This is a genomic window from Bdellovibrionota bacterium (assembly GCA_040386775.1).
Taxonomy (GTDB): domain Bacteria; phylum Bdellovibrionota; class Bdellovibrionia; order Bdellovibrionales; family JAEYZS01; genus JAEYZS01.
The window spans coordinates 1-25,783 of the sequence record JAZKEU010000003.1 but is presented as its reverse complement, the minus strand read 5'-3'; the positions used below and the strand labels follow the sequence as shown (position 1 = coordinate 25,783).

Annotated in this window: 27 protein-coding genes; 13 read left to right on the top strand and 14 right to left on the bottom strand. The window is 38.7% G+C overall.

Annotated features, from left to right (window positions below; all coding sequences use genetic code 11):
- The 3 genes from V4596_01070 to V4596_01060 form a co-directional block, all read left to right on the top strand.
- Positions 1-282, top strand: a 282-nt coding sequence (locus V4596_01070) for a hypothetical protein (protein ID MES2767709.1), incomplete at its 5' end; no start/stop codon positions are given.
- A complete protein-coding gene (locus V4596_01065; GenBank protein ID MES2767708.1) occupies positions 230-1,825 on the top strand; it encodes an AarF/ABC1/UbiB kinase family protein in 1,596 nt (531 codons plus the stop codon). The genes V4596_01070 and V4596_01065, both read left to right, overlap by 53 nt.
- A 9-nt stretch (positions 1,826-1,834) precedes the next feature.
- Positions 1,835-2,473 (top strand): exopolysaccharide biosynthesis protein, encoded by a 639-nt coding sequence (locus tag V4596_01060; GenBank protein ID MES2767707.1) that lies wholly within the window; start codon positions 1,835-1,837, stop codon positions 2,471-2,473.
- Between the two features lie 252 nt (positions 2,474-2,725).
- On the opposite strand, the gene V4596_01055 is transcribed toward V4596_01060, so the two are convergent.
- The 7 genes from V4596_01055 to V4596_01025 all read right to left on the bottom strand — a co-directional run bounded on the left by V4596_01055 (position 2,726) and on the right by V4596_01025 (position 8,290).
- On the bottom strand, positions 2,726-3,559 hold the full coding sequence (locus V4596_01055; protein ID MES2767706.1) for a flagellin: 834 nt from the start codon (positions 3,557-3,559) through the stop codon (positions 2,726-2,728).
- A gap of 344 nt (positions 3,560-3,903) precedes the next feature.
- The gene (locus V4596_01050) at positions 3,904-4,749 is read right to left on the bottom strand and encodes a flagellin (GenBank protein MES2767705.1); all 846 of its coding nucleotides are present in this window, start codon (positions 4,747-4,749) and stop codon (positions 3,904-3,906) included.
- A gap of 537 nt (positions 4,750-5,286) precedes the next feature.
- Entirely contained in the window at positions 5,287-5,652 is a 366-nt protein-coding gene (locus tag V4596_01045) for a response regulator (protein MES2767704.1), read from the bottom strand.
- 12 nt (positions 5,653-5,664) lie between these two features.
- Positions 5,665-6,015, bottom strand: a complete 351-nt coding sequence (locus V4596_01040) for an Hpt domain-containing protein (protein ID MES2767703.1) — start codon at positions 6,013-6,015, stop codon at positions 5,665-5,667.
- 25 nt (positions 6,016-6,040) lie between these two features.
- Entirely contained in the window at positions 6,041-6,766 is a 726-nt protein-coding gene (locus tag V4596_01035) for a response regulator transcription factor (protein MES2767702.1), read from the bottom strand.
- 226 nt (positions 6,767-6,992) lie between these two features.
- Entirely contained in the window at positions 6,993-7,493 is a 501-nt protein-coding gene (locus V4596_01030; protein ID MES2767701.1) for a dihydrofolate reductase, read from the bottom strand.
- Positions 7,493-8,290 carry a thymidylate synthase gene (locus V4596_01025; protein MES2767700.1) on the bottom strand — a complete coding sequence of 266 codons (798 nt, stop codon included), beginning with the start codon at positions 8,288-8,290 and terminating at the stop codon, positions 7,493-7,495. The genes V4596_01030 and V4596_01025 overlap by 1 nt, the downstream gene beginning before the upstream one ends.
- Before the next feature lie 178 nt (positions 8,291-8,468).
- Here V4596_01025 and V4596_01020 point away from each other — a divergent pair, with 178 nt between their 5' ends.
- Entirely contained in the window at positions 8,469-9,767 is a 1,299-nt protein-coding gene (locus V4596_01020) for an HD domain-containing protein (protein MES2767699.1), read from the top strand.
- On the opposite strand, the gene V4596_01015 is transcribed toward V4596_01020, so the two are convergent.
- Entirely contained in the window at positions 9,754-11,286 is a 1,533-nt protein-coding gene (locus tag V4596_01015) for an MFS transporter (protein MES2767698.1), read from the bottom strand. The two genes, V4596_01020 and V4596_01015, sit on opposite strands and share 14 nt — an antisense overlap.
- 76 nt (positions 11,287-11,362) lie before the next feature.
- Here V4596_01015 and V4596_01010 point away from each other — a divergent pair, with 76 nt between their 5' ends.
- Together V4596_01010 and V4596_01005 are read left to right on the top strand one after the other, a co-directional pair.
- On the top strand, positions 11,363-12,496 hold the full coding sequence (locus V4596_01010) for a hypothetical protein (GenBank protein ID MES2767697.1): 1,134 nt from the start codon (positions 11,363-11,365) through the stop codon (positions 12,494-12,496).
- 63 nt (positions 12,497-12,559) lie between these two features.
- Positions 12,560-13,240 carry an outer membrane beta-barrel protein gene (locus V4596_01005; GenBank protein ID MES2767696.1) on the top strand — a complete coding sequence of 227 codons (681 nt, stop codon included), beginning with the start codon at positions 12,560-12,562 and terminating at the stop codon, positions 13,238-13,240.
- A 4-nt stretch (positions 13,241-13,244) separates the two neighbouring features.
- Here the strand turns inward: V4596_01005 and V4596_01000 are convergent, their stop codons facing one another.
- Positions 13,245-13,790 carry a DivIVA domain-containing protein gene (locus tag V4596_01000; protein ID MES2767695.1) on the bottom strand — a complete coding sequence of 182 codons (546 nt, stop codon included), beginning with the start codon at positions 13,788-13,790 and terminating at the stop codon, positions 13,245-13,247.
- Between the two features lie 283 nt (positions 13,791-14,073).
- Here V4596_01000 and V4596_00995 point away from each other — a divergent pair, with 283 nt between their 5' ends.
- Positions 14,074-14,613, top strand: coding sequence for a hypothetical protein (locus V4596_00995; GenBank protein ID MES2767694.1), 540 nt, complete (start codon positions 14,074-14,076; stop codon positions 14,611-14,613).
- 84 nt (positions 14,614-14,697) lie between these two features.
- On the opposite strand, the gene V4596_00990 is transcribed toward V4596_00995, so the two are convergent.
- Genes V4596_00990 through V4596_00980 form a run of 3 tightly spaced genes read right to left on the bottom strand, consistent with a single transcriptional unit; the run spans position 14,698 to position 16,869 of the window.
- The gene (locus V4596_00990) at positions 14,698-15,522 is read right to left on the bottom strand and encodes a pyrroline-5-carboxylate reductase (protein MES2767693.1); all 825 of its coding nucleotides are present in this window, start codon (positions 15,520-15,522) and stop codon (positions 14,698-14,700) included.
- A gap of 37 nt (positions 15,523-15,559) precedes the next feature.
- On the bottom strand, positions 15,560-16,240 hold the full coding sequence (locus V4596_00985) for a YggS family pyridoxal phosphate-dependent enzyme (protein MES2767692.1): 681 nt from the start codon (positions 16,238-16,240) through the stop codon (positions 15,560-15,562).
- Positions 16,240-16,869 (bottom strand): Maf family protein, encoded by a 630-nt coding sequence (locus V4596_00980; GenBank protein MES2767691.1) that lies wholly within the window; start codon positions 16,867-16,869, stop codon positions 16,240-16,242. Before V4596_00980 ends, V4596_00985 begins: the two co-directional genes overlap by 1 nt.
- Here V4596_00980 and V4596_00975 point away from each other — a divergent pair, their 5' ends adjacent.
- Genes V4596_00975 through V4596_00950 form a run of 6 tightly spaced genes read left to right on the top strand, consistent with a single transcriptional unit; the run spans position 16,870 to position 23,230 of the window.
- Positions 16,870-17,769, top strand: coding sequence for a type II secretion system F family protein (locus tag V4596_00975; protein ID MES2767690.1), 900 nt, complete (start codon positions 16,870-16,872; stop codon positions 17,767-17,769).
- Complete coding sequence (locus V4596_00970; GenBank protein ID MES2767689.1) at positions 17,769-18,113, top strand: DUF192 domain-containing protein; 345 nt, start codon at positions 17,769-17,771, stop codon at positions 18,111-18,113. Before V4596_00975 ends, V4596_00970 begins: the two co-directional genes overlap by 1 nt.
- Complete coding sequence (locus V4596_00965) at positions 18,100-19,713, top strand: FHA domain-containing protein (protein MES2767688.1); 1,614 nt, start codon at positions 18,100-18,102, stop codon at positions 19,711-19,713. The genes V4596_00970 and V4596_00965 overlap by 14 nt, the downstream gene beginning before the upstream one ends.
- A complete protein-coding gene (locus V4596_00960) occupies positions 19,714-20,634 on the top strand; it encodes an FHA domain-containing protein (protein MES2767687.1) in 921 nt (306 codons plus the stop codon).
- The gene (locus V4596_00955; GenBank protein ID MES2767686.1) at positions 20,634-22,556 is read left to right on the top strand and encodes an FHA domain-containing protein; all 1,923 of its coding nucleotides are present in this window, start codon (positions 20,634-20,636) and stop codon (positions 22,554-22,556) included. The genes V4596_00960 and V4596_00955 overlap by 1 nt, the downstream gene beginning before the upstream one ends.
- Positions 22,553-23,230, top strand: a complete 678-nt coding sequence (locus V4596_00950; protein MES2767685.1) for a hypothetical protein — start codon at positions 22,553-22,555, stop codon at positions 23,228-23,230. Before V4596_00955 ends, V4596_00950 begins: the two co-directional genes overlap by 4 nt.
- Here the strand turns inward: V4596_00950 and V4596_00945 are convergent.
- Complete coding sequence (locus tag V4596_00945) at positions 23,227-23,883, bottom strand: hypothetical protein (GenBank protein MES2767684.1); 657 nt, start codon at positions 23,881-23,883, stop codon at positions 23,227-23,229. The two genes, V4596_00950 and V4596_00945, sit on opposite strands and share 4 nt — an antisense overlap.
- Before the next feature lie 18 nt (positions 23,884-23,901).
- Entirely contained in the window at positions 23,902-25,695 is a 1,794-nt protein-coding gene (locus tag V4596_00940) for a sulfatase-like hydrolase/transferase (GenBank protein ID MES2767683.1), read from the bottom strand.
- Between the last annotated feature and the right edge of the window lie 88 nt (positions 25,696-25,783).

The window sequence follows — 25,783 nt, the reverse complement described above, 5'->3', positions numbered from 1 at the left end:
CGCAAGCGTGATCGTGAAGAGCGTAGACCTCAGGAAAAAAGTTTTAGAAACAATAGATTGACTGGCCGGGACGATGGCAAAGTTGCAAGCCCTGGTCTAAATGTAAATAGCAAGATGGAGAAAATCCTAAAAATGCTAGATGAAGGAGCAAGCCGTGGGAATCATCCAAAGGGGTTCTCAGATAGGGAAGACGATAAAGAGCGCCGCAAGGGTAAGGACGATCGTAGGGGTGCTGGCAAAGCACGGCTTTCAAAACGTTCTGGAAAAGGCAAAACTAGGTAGATTCTTACTCGAGAAATTTTCTTCTGAAGAACACCTAGAAAAATACACTGCTGCCGAGCGCTTGAGAATGAGCTTTGAAGAGCTAGGGCCGACCTTTATCAAATTAGGTCAGCTCCTTTCGACTCGTCCCGATTTAATTCCTTCTGATTTTGCAAACGAGCTTAAAAAACTTCAAGATCACGTTCAGCCTGTACCCTATTCAGAGATCGAAAAAATTCTTCATACTAAATTTTCAAAATTTGAAGACGTATTTTTAAGTATCGAACAAAAACCACTCGCTACGGCAAGCATTGCGCAAGTTCACAGCGCAAGACTTAAAAATGGCGATGACGTTGTTATCAAAGTTCAACGTCCTGGAATTTTAAAACTCATCAACGATGATTTGAATGTACTTTACTTCATTGCAAATCTTTTGGAAAACTCTGTTCCGGAGCTTAAAGTTTATAATCCCACCTCGATTGTTGATGAATTCTTTAAGACCATGGATCTTGAAACAAACTTCCTTATCGAAGCCAATAACATCGTAAGATTCCAAAAGAACTTTGAAACTGACGATACCATAAAAATTCCTCAAGTGTACTTTGAACACTCCAATGAACAAGTGATTGTAATGGAGCTCATCAAAGGTGTTACACTTTCGCAACCCCAATCCCTCAAGCAAGAGGGCGTTGAACCTCTTGAGGTTGTGAAAAAAGGAATGAAGATTTTCTTTAAAATGGTTTTCCAAGATAGATTCTTCCACGGAGATCTGCATGCAGGAAATATTTTTATCCTTCCAAATAATAAATTTGGTTTAGTTGATTTCGGTGTAGTCGGAAGATTGAGTGTTAAGACCAGAGATTCTATCGCCAATATGTTTATCGCGCTTGCACAAGAAGATTATGATGCTTTAGCCTCTGAATTCGTAAATCTTTCTCAAAGCACTCACCTCGCAAACTCAGATGTATTTGCGATTGAACTGAGAGACCTTATCGCTCCTTACTTTGGATTAACTTTCAAGAACGTAAATACAGGAAAGCTTTTGATGGATGCAGCAGCGCTTGCGGGCAAACATCAGATTCAAGTTCCGAGTGAGCTTATGCTGTTCTTTAAATCCATCATTACAGTCGAGGGTATGGGAAGAGACATCGTTGAAGATTTCGATGTCCTGTCACAAACATTAGAGATCGCTACTGAAATCATCAAAGCCAAGTACGATCCTCAAAGAATTATGAGAGATCTTACACATGTATTAAAAGATTCAGTCACACTTTTTAAAGATCTTCCAAGACAGCTTTCGTATTCGATCAAAAAAAAGAATATGCCCAACCAAGCGCAGTTGGTGAAAATTGAAGATTTGCAGGAAATTAAGAAAACCTTTGAAATCGCATCGAATCTAATCTTTCTTGGTGTGGTTATCGGGAGCTTAGTCCTCGCAGGCGCAATTGCATTAGATAAACAAGCCGTACCTTTGGTTTTTGATATGGGTCTTGTGAGTACTGTTTGCTTTGGTACAGCAATATTCTTAGGGTTGATTGCATTTTATAATTTTATGAAAAAATAAGAAGGCTAAATGAAAAAATCTCCAAAGCACGGTGACACTGATGTAAAGCTTTCCGATGATTTGCAGAATTTAATCCACACTGCAGAGAAAGGGCCTCTTACTGTCGCGAATCTCATTCATGAATTCGGATCCAGAGGAAATGCTTTTTTAACTTTAATTTTATCTTGTCCATTTATTTTGCCTATACCGACTCTGGGGCTTTCCGCAGTTCTTGGAGTGATTATCGCATTTGTTAGTGTTTTTATTGTACTTGATAAAGAGCCTGTACTACCCAAAAAATTAGCAAATAAGATTTTACCCGGCGATCACTTAGCAAAGTTCTTGTCGTCTTCTAAAAAATTAATCATTAAAGTAGAAAAATTGATCAAGCCTAGATGGCAATTCATCGACAACATTCTCCCTGTGAGAATTTTGAGCGGAATTATGATGTTTCTTCTTACTGTTTTATTGGCTCTGCCATTACCACCAGGAACAAATACTCCTCCCGCATTAGGCATCACACTTTTGTCATTAGCGCTTCTTCAAAAAGATTATTTGTTTTTTGTATTGGGATTTCTAACATTCCTTGCGAACTGTGCCCTCTTTGGTCTCCTATTTTTCACAGGAGCAAAAGGCCTAGAATACATATGGGATTACTTCCGCCTATAAAAAAGGTGCCCTGCACCTTTCTGGGCATTTTTCTGTGTCGCTGGTGCGTTAAAATATTGTAACTGCAAAACCTAGTGCAAAAAGTGCTGCGCAAGCTAAAGTTCCAGACCATTCGATAATCATTGTGTTCATATTATTTTCACTAGCCCTTGTGGTAACCAGTGCTCCTTTTGACTTTGGTGAGCCGCACGTTTTCCTCAGATGTGCGTCAGCATGACGCATATCTGCGGAAAAGGTGCGGCTCACCTTTTGTTAATCTAGCAGCTTGAGGGCTGCGCTTTGAATGCTGTTGGCTTGTTGTAAAACTGAGAGTCCGGCTTGAAGAAGAATATTGTTCTTCGTTAATTCTGCAGATTCTTTGGCAACATCAGTGTCACGAATTCTACTGTTGGCAGCACTTAAGTTTTCTTCAGAGATCGCAATATTTGAGATCGTTGATTGCATTCTATTTTGTAAAGCACCAAAGTTTGCTCTGATTGCATTCACTCTCACAATGGCATCATCCACTGCGGAGATGCTGACCTGAGCTTGTTCTTTTGATGACACGGCTTCGGCATTGATTCCTAAAGCTTCCAGAGAAGCATTAGCTGCACCGGCATTGAATGAAATTCTATCTTTGAAGGCATCATTATGGATACCCACTTGGATGTCCATGATTCCGCCCGTCCCGTTCAAAAGATCCGTGCCGTTGAAGTTTGTGACTTCACTAATACGTTGAATCTCGTTTTTTAATTGTTGATATTCGACATCGACAAATTTTCTTTCGGTATTGCCTACCGTATCAGAAGCGGCTTGGATCGCTAATTCTCTGAGACGAATCAGCATGTTTGAAACTTCGTTCAAACCACCTTCTGCGACTTGCACCAAAGAAATACCATCGAGAGCATTTTGTGATGCCTTCCCAAGTCCTCTAATTTGTGCTTTGAGATTTTCACTGATCGCTAATCCTGCAGCGTCGTCGGCTGCTTGATTAATACGAAAGCCTGAGCTTAATTTTGCGAGCGATTTGGCAAGATCAAGTTGAGTGCCCCTGAGATTTCTCTGAGCATTCAATGACGCCACATTCGTAGAAATACGTATACCCATTAAGTCCTCCTTGCATCGTCAATCCTCCTTGATTGCTGCCATCTGTGGCAAAAGGCTTAGCATCCGTGCTGCCTGGGTAGATCGAGTTCATCTGTGAACAAGTATCTTCATGATACAGTTCGGTGTATCAATTTGAAAACCACAGTCCAGTTTTCGTAAATAGTTTGAACACTATTATAATGATTCCAAAATCTATACAGGACTAAAATCCATTCATCAAACGAAGATAAAAAAAATCCCCGAGGTGTTTTAATCCTCGGGGCTAAGCAGGAAACGTAAAGTAGGTAACATTATAGTTCGTAAGTTAGAGATCGAGAGCCATGCCTAAGATTGATCAGAGCCTATCAACCGAAGGTCTTTTGTAACAATTGAACTGCCGAAGCTGTCGTTTGGTTTGCTTGCGCTAGAACCGATGTCCCCGCTTGCATTAAAACGTTGTTCTTCGTCAATTCAGCAGATTCTTCTGCCACGTCAGTATCACGAATTCTCGAGTTTGCAGCCGAGATGTTTTCGATCGATACAGCTAAGTTATTGATTGTCGATTGAAGTCTATTTTGGATAGCACCAAAATCTGCTCTCATCGCTGACACGTTCATGATCGCTTTATCGATCGCAGCGAGTGAGTTTTGTGCAGATGCTTTATCCGCTACTGATGTTAAGTTCACACCGATAGCTGCAGTGTTTGAATCTGCTTTTGAAGCATCAAAAGTAATTCTATCAATCGTGGGGTCATTTCTGATACCGATTTGGAAATCAAAAAGAGCGCCTGTTCCGTTTAATAAGGGTGTACCGTTGAATTCAGTTGCATCAGCGATACGGTCAATTTCTTGTAATAGTTGTTCGTATTCCACGTTCAAGAATTGTCTTTCAACTGGTCCTACAGTATCAGAAGCTGCTTGCACGCCTAATTCTCTCAATCTAATCATGATTGATGAAACTTCGTTCAAACCACCCTCTGCAACTTGGATCATTGAAATACCGTCTTGAGTATTTCTTAAAGCTTGTCCGTAGCCACGAATTTGCGCTCTCAATGATTCAGAGATCGCAAGACCTGCGGCATCGTCACCGGCTTTGTTAATTCTGAAACCCGAAGCGAGTTTCTCTAATGACTTATCAAGATTCAAGCGTGTACTACGCATGTTTCTTTGGGCGTTGATGGACGCCACGTTGGTGTTAATTCTTAATCCCATATCTCCTCCTTGAGAACTACAGGCATCATCCGTTGATGCCCTGGGTTTAGTGACATTGCTGTCATCATCTTTATCGGTGTCTCATTATGAGGCTTGAGGCATTTAGCGTCTCAACTTGAGAATCTAGACTTTGGTTTTGAATCACTTCATGTTCGAAATTCGGATAATATCCATCCCAAATAACAATTATTTATTTATCTTTGAAAAGTTTATACTGTATAAGTATTTAAAATTAATTGGATATTTTAAATGACGCGAATATGAAGATCTCTTGTTTGTTCCACTAATCTTTTCTGGATGTTGGTCTGTATATTCACACTCACAAAACGACTGCATAGAACACATCATTAGATGTATCAGTCAAAAGAGTTCACTCATGTGAATTCATTTAATTTTTGAATATAAAGATTAATGCTGATTGGATTAGCATTAAGTACCCCAAAACTACCCCACACCCCTCTCCTGGAGGCTCAAATAGATTTGAGCTTCCAGGAACCTTTTCCGGATGTTCTAAATTTATAATCTATGTAAAGAGAATTATTTTCTAACGTTCTTAAGCTTTGCACGCACATCATCGAGATTGATAGGTTTACTCATATAATCATTCATTCCAGCTTGTAAACATTCTTGCATGATAGCTCCGCCATGAGCAGAAACACCAATGATTCTAACTTTGGATTTCTCAGGACAAAGATGTTGTCTAATTTGAACAGAGGTTTCTATTCCTGACATGATAGGCATTGAGCAGTCCATAAATATCAAATCGATTTCGTGTTGATTTAAAATTTTAAGAACTTCTTCACCATCAGCAGCTTCTATTACATCGTACCCTTGCTGCCTAACAATGGTTTTTAAAAGTTCTCGACTTAACTTATTATCATCAGCAACTAAAATTTTTGCCATGACTGCCCCATCTCAAGTTTTACACAGATCAAGGTATCCTCTTAGCTCTGTGATAGTATATTGAAAACATTTCTGAAACTCAATTATAAGAGCCGAATCGTAGTTTTTATTCATAGGAGTAGAGTCTTCAAAATTTCCAGCCATAATAGCTAATTCGGCAGCTCCCATATTTAATGAAGAGGATCTAATAGAATGTGAGATTTTCTTTGCATTCAAGAAGTCTTCTCTCTTTAAAGCGCTATCTAAATCCAATATAAGGTTCAGTATATCTGTCTCAAATATATTCAGCAACCGACGAAATAATTCTCCGGATCTATCGATCTCAAAAATTGTTTTTATTTGATTTTCGCTAATTAATCTCACTTATAACCTTCTTACACAGAAGAAATTATTTTTTCGATTCTTTTGGAAGTTTAAATTTATACCCAATACCGTACTCTGAAGAAATATAATCACTGTACGGAGAAATCTTTTTTCTTATAGACGCCACATGAGTGTCAACCACTCTATCTGTGATATTGATATTTTTTGACCAGGCTTTATCAATAAGATCTTGTCTCGAGAAAACTCGTCCCTCATTTTTTGCAAGCATGGCAAAAAGATCGAATTCTTTGTTCGTAAGTTCTATCTCTTTAGTTGATCCATCTTTGAGTTCTATATGAAGTCTTCTTTTTTCATAGTCGATATGAAATTTATCAACTTTGTAAAAATTAGAAGACCCTGCTTCATCATTTAGTCTTTTGAATTTATTTTTAATTTTAGTTTTGAGCTCAATAGGATGAACAGGTTTTGTAATGTAGTCATCAGCACCTAATTCTAAGCTTGCAATTTTTGTGTATACGTCTGTATTTGAAGAGATAATAAAAATCGGAATTTTCTGATAATTTTTGTCGTTTCTAATTTTTGTGCAGAAGTTAAGACCGTTTCCATCCGGCAAGCCAAGATCTATCATGAACATATCAAAAGAATGCTCCATCAAAAGTGAATTCGCATCTTCTATTTTATTCGCAAAAACTAAAGAATAATCCTCTCGTAAAACTGCATTTACAAGATCAATTTGAATTCTATCGTCTTCAAGGACCAATATTTTTTTCATACCCATACTTTGTTTCATTACGAGACAGTTTCTCTCTGACCTAATGTATTTTAACACAAACTACTTAAAGAAATTAGAAAAACTACGCGTGCACTTATCAGGACATTCCAATTGATCAGAAATGAGATCTGCCTCTTTTTCTCACTATATTTGAATCATATTGATATAGTGTAATGCTTTTCAGACTAACAGAAGAATCTGAATTGTGAGCCAAACTTCACAATTGCTTAGTTGATAAGTTGTTCTAACTTTTCTTTTCATAGGTAATAAAGGAAAATGGAATTGGACCTTGGCGATCATCCCTATAAACTTCTTTAAAGGTGGTTGTATCAAACTCTGGAAAGCGAGTGTCTCCATCAAATTCTTTATCAATTACCGTTAGATAAATTCGATCCGTATAAGGTAGTGCCTGACGGTAAATTTCCTCTCCTCCGCCGATGAAAACCTCATCTCCCCACTCGCCAGTTCTAGTCTGAGCATAGTCTAGAGCTTCTTTGAGATTTGTAAAAACCACGATGTCTTTATGAAAAGGTACAGATTCAGGGTTTCTTGTTAGAATAATGTTAAGACGATTCGGTAGAGGTCGGTATCCTAAGGACTCATAAGTCTTTCTACCTTGGATAATGATATGACCTTTTGTAGTGTCTTTAAAGAATTTCAAGTCTTCCGGAATGTGCCACGGAAGTTTTAAGTTGGACCCGATCACTCTGTTTTTTGCCATGGCTGCGATTTGAGAAACTATCATTATACTGCGATCTCCGCTTTGATTGCCGGATGCGGATCGTATCCTACGATTTCAAAGTCTTCGAATTTGAAATCAAAAATATTTTTTACATTCGGGTTAATTTTTAATTGCGGAAGCGGCCTTTCATCTCTTGTGAGCTGAAGCTTTGCTTGTTCTAAATGATTACTGTAAAGATGCGCGTCCCCGAGCGTGTGAACAAATTCACCCGCTTTCAATCCACAAACTTGTGCAATCATCATAGTAAGAAGCGCATAACTTGCAATATTGAAGGGAACTCCTAAGAACACATCAGCACTTCTTTGGTAAAGCTGGCAAGACAAGTGACCATCGCCAGAGACATAGAACTGGAACATCGTATGACATGGAGGGAGCGCCATCTTTTCGATTTCCCCTACGTTCCATGCATTTACGATCAATCTTCTGGATTGAGGATTGGTTTTGATTTGTTCAATGAGGTTTGATATTTGATCGACAGTTTTTCCGTCGGCAGTTTGCCAGGATCTCCATTGTGCTCCGTAAACTGGTCCAAGATTTCCAGCTTCATCTGCCCATTCGTCCCAGATAGAAACTTTATTTTCGTTTAAGAATTTTACGTTTGTGTCACCACTTAAAAACCAAAGAAGTTCATAAATGATAGACTTCATATGAACTTTTTTTGTCGTTAAAAGTGGGAAGGAGTTTTTAAGATCGTATCTTGTTTGATGACCAAAAACGCTGACAGTTCCCGTGCCAGTTCTATCGCTTTTCACTTCACCTTCTGTAAGGATTCTTTTTAAAATATCGTGATACTGTTTCATAACCCCACCTCTTTCTTTGAGGAAGTAAATCAAATCAAGGCCGCAAATTACACCGGAATCTAAAAACAAACATCAAATGACGCCTTTTGGCTGGCACCTTTTTGGGGAGCGATGTGTTATTGGGTCAAATTTGAAGTAGGAATCGACGTGGTCGAGTTTCTCGGTATATACCGTTGCCATGGATATCAGAGACCCACTTCATGGTTCGATCGAATTGAATTCGGCGGAAAGCGCTGTCGTTGATAGTGCTGCTTTTCAACGCTTGAGAAACATTAAGCAATTGGGGTTTGGGGAGTTGAGCTTCCCGGGAGCAACGCACTCAAGATACCTTCATTCCCTTGGAGCCTTTCACCTTTCTGGAATCGCTTTTGATAAAATTTTTAGAAACTTTCCTTTTGGAAACAAAAAAAGTGCTAAACGTTTTAGACAAACTCTAAGAATCGCAACACTTCTTCACGATGTGGGTCACGGCCCCCTCTCCCATTCTAGCGAAGAAGTTATGCCCCCGCTTAAAGATCTTCATATTTCTGCTTACGATAACTTGATTGGGCCAAAACTCAAAAGAACTCAAGCCAATCACGAAGATTACGCCATCAAGCTCATTACGGATTCACCGCTGACCAAAATCATTCAAAAGAATTTTTCTGATATCTCTCCTCTGCATATCGCCTGCTTGATTGATCCAAAGATCAAAGCACCGGATGATTTTTTTGAAGAAAGTGGTTTTTCTCTGAGACCTATATTAAGTCAAATCGTCAGTTCGGAATTGGACGTGGATCGTATGGATTATCTCAATCGCGATTCTTACTTCTGCGGAACCTCTTATGGAAAGATTGATTTGGATTGGTTGATTTCAAATCTCACCTATCATCAACACAAAGATCAGATGAACCTAGCGATCTCAAGACGTGCGATGTACACCTTTGATGACTTCTTGATTTCAAGACATCATATGTACCTGATGATTTATTTCCATCATAAATCTATTGTGTACGATGAAATGCTTCATCGCTATTTAAAATCTGAGGATTGTGGTTATAAAATTCCAGCAGATATTGAAGAATATTTAAATTATACGGATTATCACTTCTACGAACACATCGCCAGATCCTCTAATCCTTGGGCAAGAAGAATCACTGAAAAAAAACCGTTTGTAAGAATTTTTGAACTTCATGAAACTGAGAAAACAACGACTGCCGAAAAATTTAAAAAACGCTTAGAAAGCGAGGGTGTTGAAATGATACATGCCTCGTCTCGCGCAAGACTTTCTAAGTATCATCAGACATTATCAAATGAAAATATCGATAGAAGAATTTATGTGATTGATCCCCAAGGGTATCATAAGCCTTACGCCATCGAAGAGAGCACAGAGATCTTTAAAAGATATGAACAAGCCCGAATCATTGAACGCATCTATGTCCGCCCTGATCAAAAAGGGCTGAGCGAAAATTTGTTAAAAGAATTTATGAAAAACTAGGATGTGAAGTTAAATTTTTTGTTCCGCCATCCAATACCACAACGTTGATGAATCCAAGACTTGAAATCATTTCGGCCGCCTTCAACGAAACATCCCCATCATTACATACTATCACAATAGCTTGATCCTTCGAAGTTGTACTTTGATTTACGATATCTTTAATATTTTCTAGCGTGACCAGCTGAGACTTTCTAATGAATGGACTTTTATTTTCAGCTCTTAAATCCAACATCAAGAATTGAATCGGGTTGGAAATTAAATTTGCAAATTGGTATTCGCCAATCTTGGTGAACGCTAGAGGTTTTTTAATTAAAGTTGAGTTGGGAATTGTTTTTCTGATTCTCAATAGAAGAAAAAAACCAATCACCAAAACTGCTGCCGCCAGCAAGAATGGATACCTCATACCCAGGTGTCCATAAACAAAGCCTCCACTGAGAGGACCTAAAATTCTTCCGAGTGCTGAAAAGCTTTGGGCCACTCCAAGAACTTTTCCTTGATCCGCGGAAGGAGAAGACAAACTAATCCCACCCAGATTTGATGGATTGAACATTCCCATTCCCAATCCCATGAGCGTTACTGCCAATCCCAACATCCACACTTCCGTAGACAGACTGATACCCAACATTCCCATTGCTGTGAGAGTTAATCCAACGAACATCAATGGTGGTTCGCCATACTTTGGCATTAACCTTCTAATTAAAAATCCTTGCGTGAATACCGAAACAATTCCGACATAGGCAAAGGCGAAACTCGCCTTGGTGAAGCCCCAATCCCAGCTGTCTTTCACAAAAAGTGCCAGCGTGGATTCCATATGAGCAAAAGCAAAGGTACTTACGAAACCTAGAAAAAGTAAAACTCCCTGTGGTTTTGCAAATAAGAACCTTTTCATCAATGCAATTCTGGATTCTCTTTTTTGAATTTTTTGTTTTTTCTCGTCCGTTAGACTTTCCTTTAAAACTTTGATAGCAAATAAGAAATTCACAAAACAAATTACCGAAGCGCCCAATGCTGAGAATCCAATCCCAAAAGGAGGCTCGTCACCAAGTCTCATCCCCACTTCACTCAAAAGTCCGCCAATGGCTGGCCCCATAATAAATCCTAAACCAAAAGCTGCGCCGATAAGGCCCATGCCTTTGGAACGATTTTTTTCATCCGTAACATCTGCGATGTAGGCCATTGCTGTAGAAATATTTGCACCAAAAAATCCTGCAAAAGCTCTTGCCGCCAAAAGCATCCAGAATGTGGTTGAAAATGCAAAAAAGAGATATGAAATCGAAGATCCCAAAAGACTCATTAAAAGAATCGGACGCCTTCCCACTTTATCACTGAGCTTTCCCCAGAACGGAGAAAATAAAAACTGCATAAGAGAATAGATCGCCATAAGAATCCCAACTTGCGTCGGGGTTGCTCCAATATTTGTGGCATAATATGGACCCAGAGGAATAATAATTCCAAAACCAACTAGATCAATAAAAACAATTAAAAATACGACTAAGATAGGAGAAGATCTCAATTTCATTATGGCGCCATCATATTCATTGAATGGTTTTATGTCTAATGTTTAAATAATCTGTATGTTTTTCATGACTGTTTTAATGTTTTTATTAAGCCTCTCGTCAGCTGACGCTTCTACGGCACAGAACGGAGTGATTTCCTCTGGCTTTAGAGAGGGTTACTATAGCGTAGGCGCTGAAACAACGTACCTATCTACTTCTGCGAACTATACTAGCAAAGGCACTTCACTTGATTTTGATGATCAGTATGGTTATAGCGCGATTCAAACATTGATTTATGGTAGATACGATTTTTCTGATGAGCTCTCTTCGTTTTTTGACCTTCCTTTGAATTATGCTATGAGCGAAAACCCGACAGACAAATACTCTTCTTTTAAAGCTGCGGGGATTGCCGTTGGCGCAAATTACGACTTAAAGATTTCATCTTTTGCAATTATCCCACAAATCAAAGGATATTTTGCCGTTGAGAAATTTGATACTGGCTCTGAAGATATTCTTACTTCCGATGGTGTGAACTACATCGACGTGGGATCTCATATCTTTAAAAATTTCTCTAGTCTGCAATTTCACGGATATCTATCTTATCAATATCGATTCGATGGCTTTTCTGGATTGCTAAATTATCAAAGTGATCTTGGCTATAAAACAGAATCTACATCCTTTACTTTTGGAGTAAAAGGTTTTCAAACCATTACTGAGGATACCGGAAATGCAACAACCAAACATGGATACCTTGCCATTGTGAATGGTGGAAGCTTAGCTTACGGATCTTTCGATCCTTCAAGAACAGATTTATTTGCTCAAGCGAAATGGACACTCGAACAATCGCTAGATGTTTACGGATCTGTGAACAAGTCCATTCGTGGTGAAAATAGTGGCGACATCATGACGTTTACCGTGGGCTTAGAATATTTCTTTCAACCTTCTGGCGGATCTAGTCGTGAGAAATATGAAAGCAAGCCTACGCAAGATGACTTCTCCTATGATGATGAAAAGATTGATCCAAAAATCGAAGAAGAGATTAAAAATTACAACAAACCTAAGAAAAAACCAAAAAGAGTAGCGCCCCCAAAAACCAGAACTGTATCTCCTCCGAGTGCGAAAAATGGATTAGAGCTTTCTAAAAAACAATTGGGGAAAAAAACAACAAGTACTAGCCCTATACAAGCAAAACCAAAGTCTAAAAAGCCCAAGCGCGTGAACATAGACTTCTAAATTTCACACTTAAAAACCGAATAGTCTTTAGAATAGATTTATATTTACAACAAGGAAGACGCTATGAAAATCTTATTGGTACTTTTTGCTCTCTTCATTACCTCAACTTCTTACGCGCAATTCACCAGTATCAGACCCACAGGAATCGTCGGTTCTGCTGGATTCGGTTTTGTGAATTTCGATACAAGCGAACCTCTCACACAAAGTTTTGAAATTGATGACGGTGTATTCACTGCTGTGGGCGGAGAAAAAGGGTTGGGTGCGGCTAACCTCTATCTCACGATTTCCTTGAACTACCTCAAGGCAAAAGGCGACACGATTTATAACTATACAACAACCAGTGGAGCTACAAACTACACTTCAAATGGCGTGGTTCCTTTCAATTTAGACATCTTTCAAGCGGGTTTGGGATTAAAGTTAAAATTGATCGATGACTATTGGATTCGTCCTTATATTGAAGCCGGCGGGTTATTTGGTTACTTTCAAGTAAAGTACACAAACCTTAGCGTTGGAACCAACGTCAACGTTACGGGAACAGACACAGGAATGAAGAAAGATGATTCACTTTTTGACTTTGGCTATTACGGAGAAGCAGGCGCAGAGCTGGCCTTCTCAGATACTTTTGGTGTTAGAGTAGCAATGAGAATGACCAAGAGTAAGACCAAAGAATTTGAGACTCTCGCAGACCAAGAAGTCGAGTACGAATCTCAGGTCTACTATTTGAGTCTCTTAAAGAGTTTCTAAGAGATTATTTAAGATCAAATCTGTGCATGGTATTGCGCTCAAGCGCCACCGATCTGGTTGCTGCTTGTTTCTTTTCCGGCATTACATCTGGCACGCTTGGATAATACTGTTCTTGTCTACCTAGTAGATCCAAATGAGTTTGTACCATAGCTTTTAGATTTGCTTCGAATTGCAGTTTGATTTTCTTTAAATCATTGAGGTCTTTATAAACACTCTTCAATGAATCACGAGAATCTCTCACAATCATTTCTGCTTTGTGATGAGCATCTTGTAAAATCATTTGTGCTTCTCTATCTGAGTCTGATTTGATTCTCTCGCTCATCTGCTGAGCGGTTGTAATAGTGTCTTTTAAAATACGATCACGATCTTTGTATTCTAGGAGTTGAAGTTCTTTTTCGCGTAATGCCTCTTGCATTCTGTTTCTTTCATGAATTGCAGATTCTAATTCTTCAGCAACGGCACGTAAAAATTGCGACACTTCGTCTGGATCAAAGCCAGCCATTTTTCTTTTAAATGATTTATGAATAATATCAATTGGTACGATTTTCACTCATCCCTCCTTGGACTTAAAAATCAGTGTCTTATAGATCTTCGACACTTCGGCCTACTAGTCTAGAATACACGAACTTTCGTCGCAATTTGAGACATTCAATTTAGATTTGTATTTTTTCTGGACGTTTATACCATAGACCTAAATCCAGAGCTTAGACCAAATAGAGCTCCATTGAACTGTATGATAACTTTACATCTGGCTAACTTTTTTCGGCTAGTACTGCTTATTTTCATTATTAGTTTGGCATCAGTTTGCATACTATATAAGTGTCGGGGGAAATATGAAAAAGATATTATCATTTGTGTTGCTTGCTTTAGTTCTTATAGGTTACCAAAACTGTGGGAAGAAAATGGATTTTGCTTCGAACTCGAGTGGAGTAGGCATTTCTGAAGACACTACGCTACAACCAATCGAGGACACTTCGGACGATGATTCTGCCGAAGGGCCGGACGTAGAATATCCTGAAGAACCGCCTACAGAACAAATTGTCGATCATCCTTCAAATAATTCCCAAGGAAACGACAACCAAAATGGTAATTCGAGCAGATCTGACCAAGTATACATTTGTATTCTAGATGGATCAGGTAAATCTCAAAGATTAGGATTATCCAACAATCAATTAGTTACCGTTGGATCTACGCCACTCACTGTTTGCACGACAAAGAGAGCTTGCTTGGAATTCGTAAGTAAAAAATTTAATGTCGTAAGCGCTGAATACAGAGGTTTCTGTAAAGAGAATAAAGGCCATAGCCAACAAGTTTCTGAAAGCGAGATTTTAACTCTTCTAGGGTTTGGAACACAAACTCACGTTGATCTTTAAAATAACGCGATAGCGACACAGAAAGGTGCAGGGCATTTTTTGGATATTGACGCAACGACAGTACGGAAAACTAGGGGGTACCTTTTATTTTCCGAGTTCTTTGTCTCTGAGTAGGGCTTTTTCGAAACTGATTCTTAAGGCTGTGTCGATGTCTGTTTCTCTCATCGATTGTAATCCTGCTTCTGTGACACCTTTTTTAGAGGCGATTTGATTGATCAATTCGTAAGAGCTTAAATTCATATTATCGAGAGAAAGTTTTGCCGCACCCAAAAAAGTCTGCGCCGTAATCAGCTTTGCTTGCTCCGGATCATAACCGTAGCCTTCCATCCAATCTTGCCAGTGCTGCATGAGTTCCAAAACAAATCCTACGCCCGCAGAACTTGCCACCGTAAATGCTGACATGGCTTCATCGTCGTCAATTTCGATAATTTTTCCGAGCGGGGAAAATAATTCTTCGATCATGTCTGATGCCAATGGACCCTCTTTATAAAGAGAATAACCCATCATGGCGTCCCGACTTCTCACTGCCACGTTACACATTACTTTTGCGATGTTATCGTATTCTAAAATAATTTTTGCCAGGGAATCCAACCCTATCCCTGCCGCTAAACTTATAATTAAATGTTCGGAAGTAAAACTCGACGAAAGAGATTCGATGGCCTCAAATAAATCTTGAGGTTTTGTTGCGATGATGATGATTTGACATTCATCCACAATCTCTTCATTTGTCGCACGAGTTTGGATGCCAAATTTTTCTTCGATTTTCTTTAGTTTTTTATCTGTTCGGTTTGAGACAAGGATTTGTTCTTTTTCTAAAGTTTTAGAATCAAGCAGACCCGCAATAATTGATTGAGCTAAATTTCCGCCACCAATAAAACCAACTTTTTTTTGCTTCAATAGTACTGACACGTTGTACTCCTATTGTTTTAGATCAATCTACTTTAAATCAATCTACTTTAGATCCATCTCTAGCGCCAAATAAAGCTTCACCGACTCTGATTATAGTGGCTCCCTCTTCAATTGCCACCTCAAAATCTTGCGTCGTACCCATAGAAAGCTCAATCAGCCCAGATTCTTTAAAATCATCTCTGATTTTTCTTATTTTTTTAAAATGTTCGCGAGAGTCCTCAGCACTATCCGTAAAAGGAGGCATCGTCATCAAACCCAAGACCTTGATAGAAGAAATTTTTAATACTTCTTCAATAAATTTTTCGCTGTCTTTTAAAAAAACTCCGCTTTTGGACTTTTCGCCCGAAGCGTTGATCTGAAGAAGTATTTTTTGGGTGATGCCTTTTTCTTTGGCTTTTTCAGAGATGATTTTTGCAAGTTTCACATCATCCACCGAATGAATCAATTCCACTTCGCCTACGATTTTAGAAACTTTATTAGACTGAAGTGGTCCGATCATGTGCCATTCAATATTTTTATTTATTTCTTCTTTTTTCTGCAAAAATTCTTGCACGTAGTTCTCAGCAAAAGCTTTTTGCCCCAGTTCAAACATCTGAACAATCTTTTCTACAGTCTGTTTTTTTGAAACTGCAAGAAGTTGAATTTCATTCACATTTCGACCACAGTTCGTGCATGCCGACTGAATTCTTTTTAAAATTTCTTCTCGTTTTTGTTTCATCAGCTAAATGTCCATTGGTTGTCTTTGATAATTCTCAAAACTCTTTTTACTGGAAGTCCCATGACTGTATCAAGCTCACCATCCAATTTCACAATGAATTCTTTGGCGGTATTTTGAATTCCATAAGCGCCGGCCTTGTCCATCGGGTCACCCGTTTTGATATAAGCCCAAATCTGCTCATCACTTAAATTTTTGAAGGTTACGAAGGCACTCTCAATCTCAGAAATTGTCTGGTTCGTGACCGTATCGTGGAAGCAAACCGACGTTTTGACCTCGTGGGTTTGCCCAGACAAACGTCTTAAAAAGTCAAAAGCTTGACCTTCGTCTATGGGTTTTCCAAGGACTTCCCCCTTTAAAACAACTAGGGTGTCACTCGAGAGGATTAAAATATCAGGTAAATTCATAGACTTAACAGGTTCAATGACGGCTTCAGCCTTTTGTCTAGCAATTGCCATTATTGCATCATCTAAGTTTAGGTTTTCATTCAGGAATTCCGATACTTGTACTGAGAAGGTTTTGAAAGCAATTCCGGTTTTTCCAAGAAGTTCTTTTCTTCGTGGAGATTGGGAAGCCAAAACCAGTGTACGTTTTAAATTGGCTTGAATATTTTTTTGGGAGTTTGTGCTCATATGACCGAACTACTTTTGATTGCAGGATTATTCATGGTTGGAGTTGCAGTTTATCTGTTCTCATCCATGTTATTATCTTCTAACAACGATGCACAATCTTTATTGTGGGCTTCAGATGATGAACCTGCAAAATCTCGTTCTAAGTTCATAGAATTATCTCGCCCACTTGTCCACAAGTTCTGCTTGGGTCTTGCCGCAAAGATTAAAAATCCTGGCTATAGAAAGCGCGTGCAAGAAAAAATCGGAACTGCAGGCCTTCAACGTGAAATTAACGTTGATGAATTTATTGGCTTACAAATTCTCTGGGGCCTTTTGTTTCCAGTAATGCTTGTATTTTTGAACTTCACCATGGAGTTGGGCTACTCACCCGTATTCTTGATTTGCTTTGGATTATTTGGCGCATATTTTCCGCACATGCATGCCAGTACGGAAAGAAAAAAACGTTATCAATCTGTAATCGTTGATCTTCCCTTCTTCATTGACCTTATGGCTTTATCAACAGAAGCAGGATTGGATTTTATTGGGTCCATTCAGCGAGTAGTAGAAAAAGCAGAGAACAGCGTTCTTGCTGATGAGCTTGGACAAGTCTTGAGAGATTTAAAGTTGGGTTCAACTAGAGCAGAGTCATTAAAGAAAATGGCGGAACGTCTAGATATCTCTGAAGTGACAAGCTTTGTGACTGTGTTGATCGATGCTGACAGCACCGGCGCAAGTATCGGTACCGTCTTAAAACAACAATCTATACAAATGAGACTTGAAAGATTCACCAGAGCAGAGAAAGAAGGAGCGAAAGCTTCGCAAACAATTTTGATTCCACTGATGTTATTTATTTTACCAGCAGTGTTCATCATGGTGTTTGGTCCTGTGATCATCCAGTTCTTAGGGCAAGGTGGCTCATGATGGCCAAATTAATAAACCAAACGCAAAATAAATTGCTTGTGGCAAATTTAGAAATTGCAAGTGAGCTTTCAAGAATTAAAGGATTGATTGGAAAAGAATCTATGGAAAACAACTATGGACTTTGGATTAACAGATGCAATTCAATACATACCTTCTTTATGAGTTTTCCAATTGATGTGATTTTTGTAGATAAGAATTTTAAAGTGAAAAAATGCATCGAAGCGATTGCTCCGAATAAAATTATTTGGCCCATCTTTGGTGCACGTTCGGTGATTGAATTGAAAAATGGTTTTTTAAAAGAAAATAAAATTCAGGTTGGGGATCAATTGCATGTGGATAATTAGAATTTTAAAAGGCCCGAAGGCCGGAGAAAAATTCGAATTGCGAAATGGGGAAAACCTCGTGGGACGAGCTCCGAATTGCAATATCTGTATCAACACACCAGGCTTATCTAAAGAGCATGCCGTCATTACTGTAAATGAAAATGGCGTTTTCATTAGAGATTTGAATTCTACCAACGGAACTTTTGTTAATGGAATCAAAGTACATAAGCAAAAATTAAGACAATCCGATAAAGTTACACTCTTTGATACCATCATTGGTTTTGAACCAAAAATAACCAAGGCAGTTTCTGCTCCTACACACTTCCACCAAGGTAGCGGAGGATATCAAGACGCAGGCGCGGCTCAACAATTTGATCCTGCCTTCAACAATTTTCCGCAAAGTGCTCCCCACGGACAACCACAACCTCAGGCAAACTTTGAGCAGAATCAGGTCCACGAAACAAAACCCACTCTTATCACGGTAGCCAAGAATTATATTGATACTGTTTTATTACCAGGAGTTTACAGATTAGCCGAAGTGATGGAATTCAAATGGGTGTTAGGATCATTTGTGCTCGCATTTATTTTACTTGTGACTTCGTTCTCTGTGATTCCAATGGTGGAATTAACTAAAAGCGGAATCCAGCAAGAAAGCCAAAGAAGAGCCTTGTCTTTAGCTAAAAATTTGGCAGATAGATATCAAGTGGCCTATAAGGAAGGTCTAGAATCTTCTTTCAACGCTACATCTATAGAGAGAGAAGAAGGCGTAAATTCAGCCTACATCATTTCAAGTGCAGACGGAACAGTGATTGCTCCCGCAAGAAGGATTGGCCAAAGACCGAATGAAGATTTTGTACACAAAGCTAGAAGACAAGATCAGCAGCAAGTGATACAAATCAACGACAGTACGGTGGGGGCGGCAGTTCCTATCAAAGTCTTTGACTCAGAGACGGGATCATTCAGAGTTTCAGCTCATGCGATCATTCTCTATGATATGGGTAGCCTTGCCGTAGATACAGGAAGAACCGTAGGATTATTCATTCAAGTGCTGGCTATCGCAATGTTGATTGGTATGATCTTATTTTTCTTTGTTTATAAATTGATTGAACATCCATTGACTGAAATCAATAAACAAATTGACCAAGGTTTAAAGGACGGCCAAACAAATACAAAGACTGCATATCTATTCCCTCCTCTGCAAGATTTAGTTTCCAATGTGAATACGGCTTTGGGAAGAGCGGCTCAAGCAACTCCAAATCAATCCGTAGCATCAGATAGAACGATGGAAGCAGGACAATTAGTAGAAAATTATCCGGCGGCGGCGCTTGCAATTGATAAATCATTTTCGGTGATTTCAATGAACTTGGCTTTCGAAGAACTCGTAGGACTAAGACTTGCGCAAGTTCAAGGTCAGAACTATGCAGCTCTCAGTGACCAAGCTTTAATTTTGAATTTAAAAGATTTAATAGAACAATCAGAAGCGAATGGATTTAACGTTATAACAGGTCAACTTGAATTCAATGGCAAGAGTGCAAAAATTGTACTTCAACCGATTCAAGCAGATCATGGAATCAGTTACTTCTTTATCTCGTTTCAAGTGAACGATAGCGGAGGATTTTAGGTGAGCGGCGCAGTTCCTCTAGCCTCAGTTGATAAGTACCTCTTGGAAATTCTGGAAGGCCCAGATAAGGGTGCACAATTTCAACTTGTAGCTGGTGAAATTAAAATAGGAAGAGGAGATACAAATGATGTTGTTCTCCACGACCCGCGCTGCAGTCGTGAGCATGCTATATTGAAAATCACTCACGATGCGGTACTGATTGAGGATAGAGGCTCTTCAACGGGTGTTACCGTGGATGGACAAAAAGGAAGCCGCGCATTTTTATCTAACGGCTCAAAAATTATTATTGGATCTACAACTTTTTTATTTAAAAAAATTGTAAATCAAAGTCGAGTGCCTACAGCAAAAGCGCCTAATTACGGGGTACAGCAAGGTTCTAAAGCTAAAGGTGTTGATCCTAAAAAAATTAGATTTTATGCGATTTTAGGAGTTGTAGTTATAATAGGATTATTTTTATTTTCGTCCAACGAGCCCAAGAAAATCTTAGACAAGGTTCCTAACATAGATGAAGAGATTGAGCTTTCAAAAAAGAGACAAGAAGTCCTTATGAAAGATCAACTGACCAGTGGTAAGGCCTCTAGACAATATCTCGATGCTCAAGCTTCTTATACCAAGGGGCTCAGAGATTATCGAGAAGGATTGTATAAGAGTGCCGTTTCCGCATTCAGCGCAACCTTGGCGATTTATCCTGAGCATCCCACAGCAAGAAGATATTTAAGACTTGCTCAATTGAAACTGGATGAACAAGTGCAATTCTTGATGCAAGAAGGATCGCGCTTTATGGATCAGAATAAATACCAACATGCGAAAGCATCATACAAGAATGTGATGGTCCTTTTGAATGACAAAGACAATAAGATTTACCAAGAGGCTTTAGAGAAGCATAATGAATGTGTGTTGTTGTTAAGGGAGTCGTTTTAATGGCTAAGCTGATGATTTATAAAAATCAGAAAGAGCTTATGACACTGGAATTGAACCAGGCCAAGGATTACGTGGCTGGCCGTTCTCCAGAGTGCGATATCTTGCTCGACGACGTTGTATTTTCAAGACAACATTTTAAAATATTCTATGCTCAAGGAAAATGGACCGTACAAAGTATTTCTAAGTACTCACAGCTTGCCATCAACCACAGAGAGTCAGATTATTTCCATCTAAAAAACGATGATAAATTCAGTACATTTTCTTATGAATTCCATTTTGTGGATGGAACAATTTCTCAAACAAAATCAGCCATTGCTATAGCGGATGACAAAACTCCTTATAGAGAAGATATCGTACACCTCGATGACAAAACCAACGATCTCAGTCAAGACGATAAAACCTTTGTTCCACAAATGACTTCGCAAGAATGGAGCATCGGGGTTCCATATATTCTTTTGAGAAAAGAAGATGGATCCACTCAAACCATGAGACTTGAGGGCGATTATTGGATCATGGGTCGTGACGAAGGTTGCGATATAACAATCGATGATCCAAAAGCTAGCCGTGAACATTGCGAGATTTTCCATAAACAAAAACAATTCTTTATATTGGATAAAAATAGTTCTAATGGAACTCTTTTAAACTACAAGAAAATCCCGCCTGCTCAAGCCACACCGCTAAAGTCTGGTGATCAAATTCAAGTTGGTAAATTTCTATTTATATTTGAAATTAGAGATCCACTCTTTGCGGAAAAATTAACGAATCTTCCAATGGAAGTGAGCTACGATAACATTCAGTCTATGGATTATGCAGATGAAATAGATTCGAAACCCTCAAGAAAGGTCATCAAAGTTTCTAAGTTCGAGCAGAACAAAAAGAAATACATGATGATTGGGGGGACAGCAGTTCTTTTATTATTGATGTTTATAATATCTAGCGAAGAAACTCCTCAGAATAAGGAGCTTTCGTCTCAGGGCAATGAGACTCCTCTAGTGAAGCAAATCGATTCTCTCTCTCCCGAACAAAAAGATCTCGTAGAAAAAAGCTACAACCTAGCAAAAACTCTTTATACTCAAGGTAAATATGAATTGGCTCTAACAGAAGTAGAAAAGATTCATACTCTTATTCCTGAATATAAAGATTCAAAAGAAATTGCCCAGTATTCTAAAAATGCTATCGATACGCTTATGGAACAAAAAGATATTGAGAGAAGCGAACAAGAGCAGCAAAAGCTTGTGACTAAGATCGAAGGAATCGTCGAGCAATGTGGTATCAGTTACAGCGGTCATCGCAACACGGATAAATTACAAGATTGTTTATCACCTGCTTTAGAGCTGGATCCTGAAAATGCAAAAGCTGCTCAACTCCTAGAGATCGCAAGCCAAGAAGACATGAGAAAAGACCAAATCCAAGAACAACGCGCTTACTATCAAGGTCAAGTGGCGCAAAGAAAGAGATTGTTCAATCAGGCTGAGATTTTAAAAAAGCGAGGTAAAACTCTAGATGCTTTAACGGCCTACTCAAGACATATTGCCTCAGCCCTCCCCGATCCAGAAAGGCTCGAAGAAAAATCAAAAACTGAAGTGCGCAACCTCCAGCAAAAAATTGCTAGCGATGTGACCAAGTTAAAAGCACAGGCAGAGTCTTCTTATAATAAAAAAGATTACAAAGAGGCGATTGCAAAATTAGAGCAAGCGCTTCGCTTAAATCCTCAGGATGGTGATGTCAAAGATAGATATTCTACTTACTCTAAAGAACTCCAAGGTCTAGTTAAAAACCTTTATGGCGATAGCGTACTTGAAGAGAATTTGGGAAATATTGATTCTGCCAAAGAAAAATGGAAGAAGATCAGGAATATTGATGTTCCACATGGTGAATATTTTAAGAAATCTGGCATCAAGTTAAAGAAGTACGGCATATGAAGTTTTTAGAAAGATCGTTTGTTGAAGACAGCAGTTATCGCCCTCGTCCATACATTCATTGGAATTCCGATGAAGGCCTCTTGGTGATAGCCACTCCTTGGGGACAAGATACACCCAAAAATGATTTGATTCAAAAAATCGAAGACTATATTTCATCTTCGAAGCTAGATCACGAACTCACCTCACCTTTTCAATCCTTACAAAACTACGACAAGGCAGCAAATTCTATTCGTACCGCTTTATTGTTAGCCAATGAGAGTATTTATAAGTCTAAAAATAAAAATGAATACACTTCGGGTTTTGAAATATTAGTGGGTGTGGCCAAGAATAATCAATTCTACTTTGCCACCGTGGGACATCCTCACGTTCTTTTAAGTAAAAATGATAAAAATATTCTTCCTTTATTTATGGATTTGGATCATTCGCTAAACCTGAGCAATAAGAAATTACTTCCTGCCCTCCCAGACAAGCTTTTAGGTGTGAATGCACAAGTGGATTTCCAAGTGCATAATTTCAAATATCAAAAAGGTGATCAACTCATTCTCATGAGTAAGTCTTGGATACCAGAAGATTTCTTTACGCTTCCAAAAGGCCAAAGAAATTTTGATAATTATGTAAAAAAATTGGCAAAAGATGATAGCCAGCCGTTCTGGCTTGGGGTTATGGAATTCTAATCAAACTGTTTAAATTCATCATCTGTAGCTTCGTCATCTGATGAAGTGGGCTGAACTTTCATTTCCGTATTGTCTTTGACGTTGGTGATTCTAGATTTTAACTTTCTCGTTTTGATTCCGCCAATATAGTAAGTGACTCCCAACATACCTTGAAAACCAATAAAATCGTCATCACCTTCGATAAAAAACGAAGGACCAATTTCAGCTTTTAGGGACCACGGTGAGTTTTTAAAGATATATTCTGTACCCCCGTAAATTCTTAAACCAATTTTCACTTTTTCAGAGGATTTTTCTTCTCCAAAATCTGGACCAAAAAATACTCCCGGACCGGCGTAGAAAAGAAGTGAGTTAAAGAAATCTTGATGTTCTTTTAAGCGGTCTCTGATGTTATAAAAATAAACTGCATAGTTTGCGGCAAAGTATGGATATTTATCAAAGTGATAGCCTGCATCGATATTCCAAGCTCTTTTCCAATTGATGAATTTATCATACCGGAAAAAAGTAGGTTGTCCTGCAAAAAAAGATACAGCAGATTGCCCTTTTTCAAATCCTGCAAATCCCTGTTTTCTCTGAGGCAAAGCATTCTCTGGTGGAGCCGCTTGAATAGACCCAACTATTAAAACGAATAGAAGTGCAAACAGTGTATTTTTCATAGAATAAGTATGAGTGAATTAGAATTTTTTGTCTATAAGTTGTTTGAACCGACTCATATTATCTAAAGCTAAAATCAACTCTATATTTTGTGGTCGAGTAATCTTGTCCTTTGAAGTATCCCAGACAAATCCATTTTGCGTATTGAGTTTTTGGATATCTAAGTCTGTTTTGAATGTGCGGTAGAGCTTGTAGAAATTATCTCTGTACATCAGGGCCTCAGGTTTATTTTTATTTTTAACCCATCCTAAGAATTGAATCAGTATCGCATCATTACATACATTATAATAAGTCGAAACTTCCATCGAACCCGCATCAAGTAACTTTAAACAATTCGATGGCTGTGGAGATGGAAGATTTAAATTTTTTGAAGCCAACCAAACCCAATCCATCTGCTGGGCTTCTGAGCCCAAGATTAAGAGATCTTTCCATCTTGAGTTCTCAACATAAAATCTAGCAAGCCATCCAGCCACCTCTTCATCTTTTGTGCTGGTGAAAAGAGTTTGCAGATCACGAAGCGCATCTGCATTCAATTTATCCATTTTAAAAAATAGACGAGCGAGCAAATATTTTTTAATTATATTTTGATCTAATTTCTGACTGTCCTCAAAATTCAAAAGACTGATCAGCTGATTTGCCGTCTGCGTGAGAACTTGCATTGAAGCTTGTTGAATATCAATGGGATAGACTTGATTTCTATCAATAAGTGTATTGAAAAGTTTCGGAGGATTTTCATAAAGCATAAAGTAGTTGTCTTTTTGAAGAGCAAAAAGAGTTCTTCCCAGCTTTCTCCACTGCGGCCATCCGCTCTCAAATAGTAACACTCGGTCTTGAGGTACTGCATCGGCTGAGGCTAGTAACGCTGTTTTTAAGCTAATGGTTTGAAATAGCGTGGTAGTTGTATCGTAAAATTCACTATCTAATAAATCAAACAAAGTACGGCCCACATCCACTAAGCTCGTATTAAAATCCACGGTCCAAGAAAAATTCTGATGTTCTTTCTTTTGTGGTGGCTTTACAAATAGCGCAACGTTGGTGTTTTCATGATATAAATTTGTGCCTTGAAAATCTTTAGAGCGAACTTCTCTTGAAATACCATTCAATCCAGCAACAATGATCCAGGTGTTCTTCCATTTTTCTTCTTTCTTCAGATAACCGAAGAAGCTCTCCAAAGATTCATCAATCTCATTGAACTGCCCTTCATAAGTGGCTTCTCTCGCAAAACCATCGTTATCTACCGTGGGAACTTCTGGAAACTGAAGATCTGGAAGATATATAAAACTAAAAAAATTATCTCCGCCGGAAAGATTCCCTAACCAATCCTGCATCACTCGCATATTTTCAAAGGCTGGGCGATAGTATTTTCCGTAATCTACAAAAATATGGTCATCAAAAGTTTCAAACCCTTGTTCTAATCCTGATTTTCTCCATATCGGAGGACCGCCGGAGACAAATGAAGTTTTGTATCCTTTTTCAAAAGCTATCTCCGAAGAAGTTTTAAATTTGGCACTTAAAAAAGAAGATCCGTTGTTCCAAACTCCGTGTTCAAATGGATATTTGCCTGTTAAAAATGAAGCAATGGCTGCCTGTGACATAATCGATGGCGTATAGGCATGAGTAAATCGCACCATTTCTTCACATACAGCCTTAAAGCCTTTGTACTTTTCTGTCTCATTGCAATGAATTGCATCAAAAGGAAGGGAGTCGATTGTAATGATTAAAAACGAAGGTCTTTTACTCTCCCACTGACAGCCGGTTTGGCTTAGTGTCAGCATAACGATCGTTATAAAAGAAACCCACAACACAAATTTCATTCTTAAAAAATTAGCATAGAAAGCTAGGACTTGCCATAGTCTTTGGAGCAGTTAATACTGATAGGTACCGGGTTCCCTTTCCGGGTCA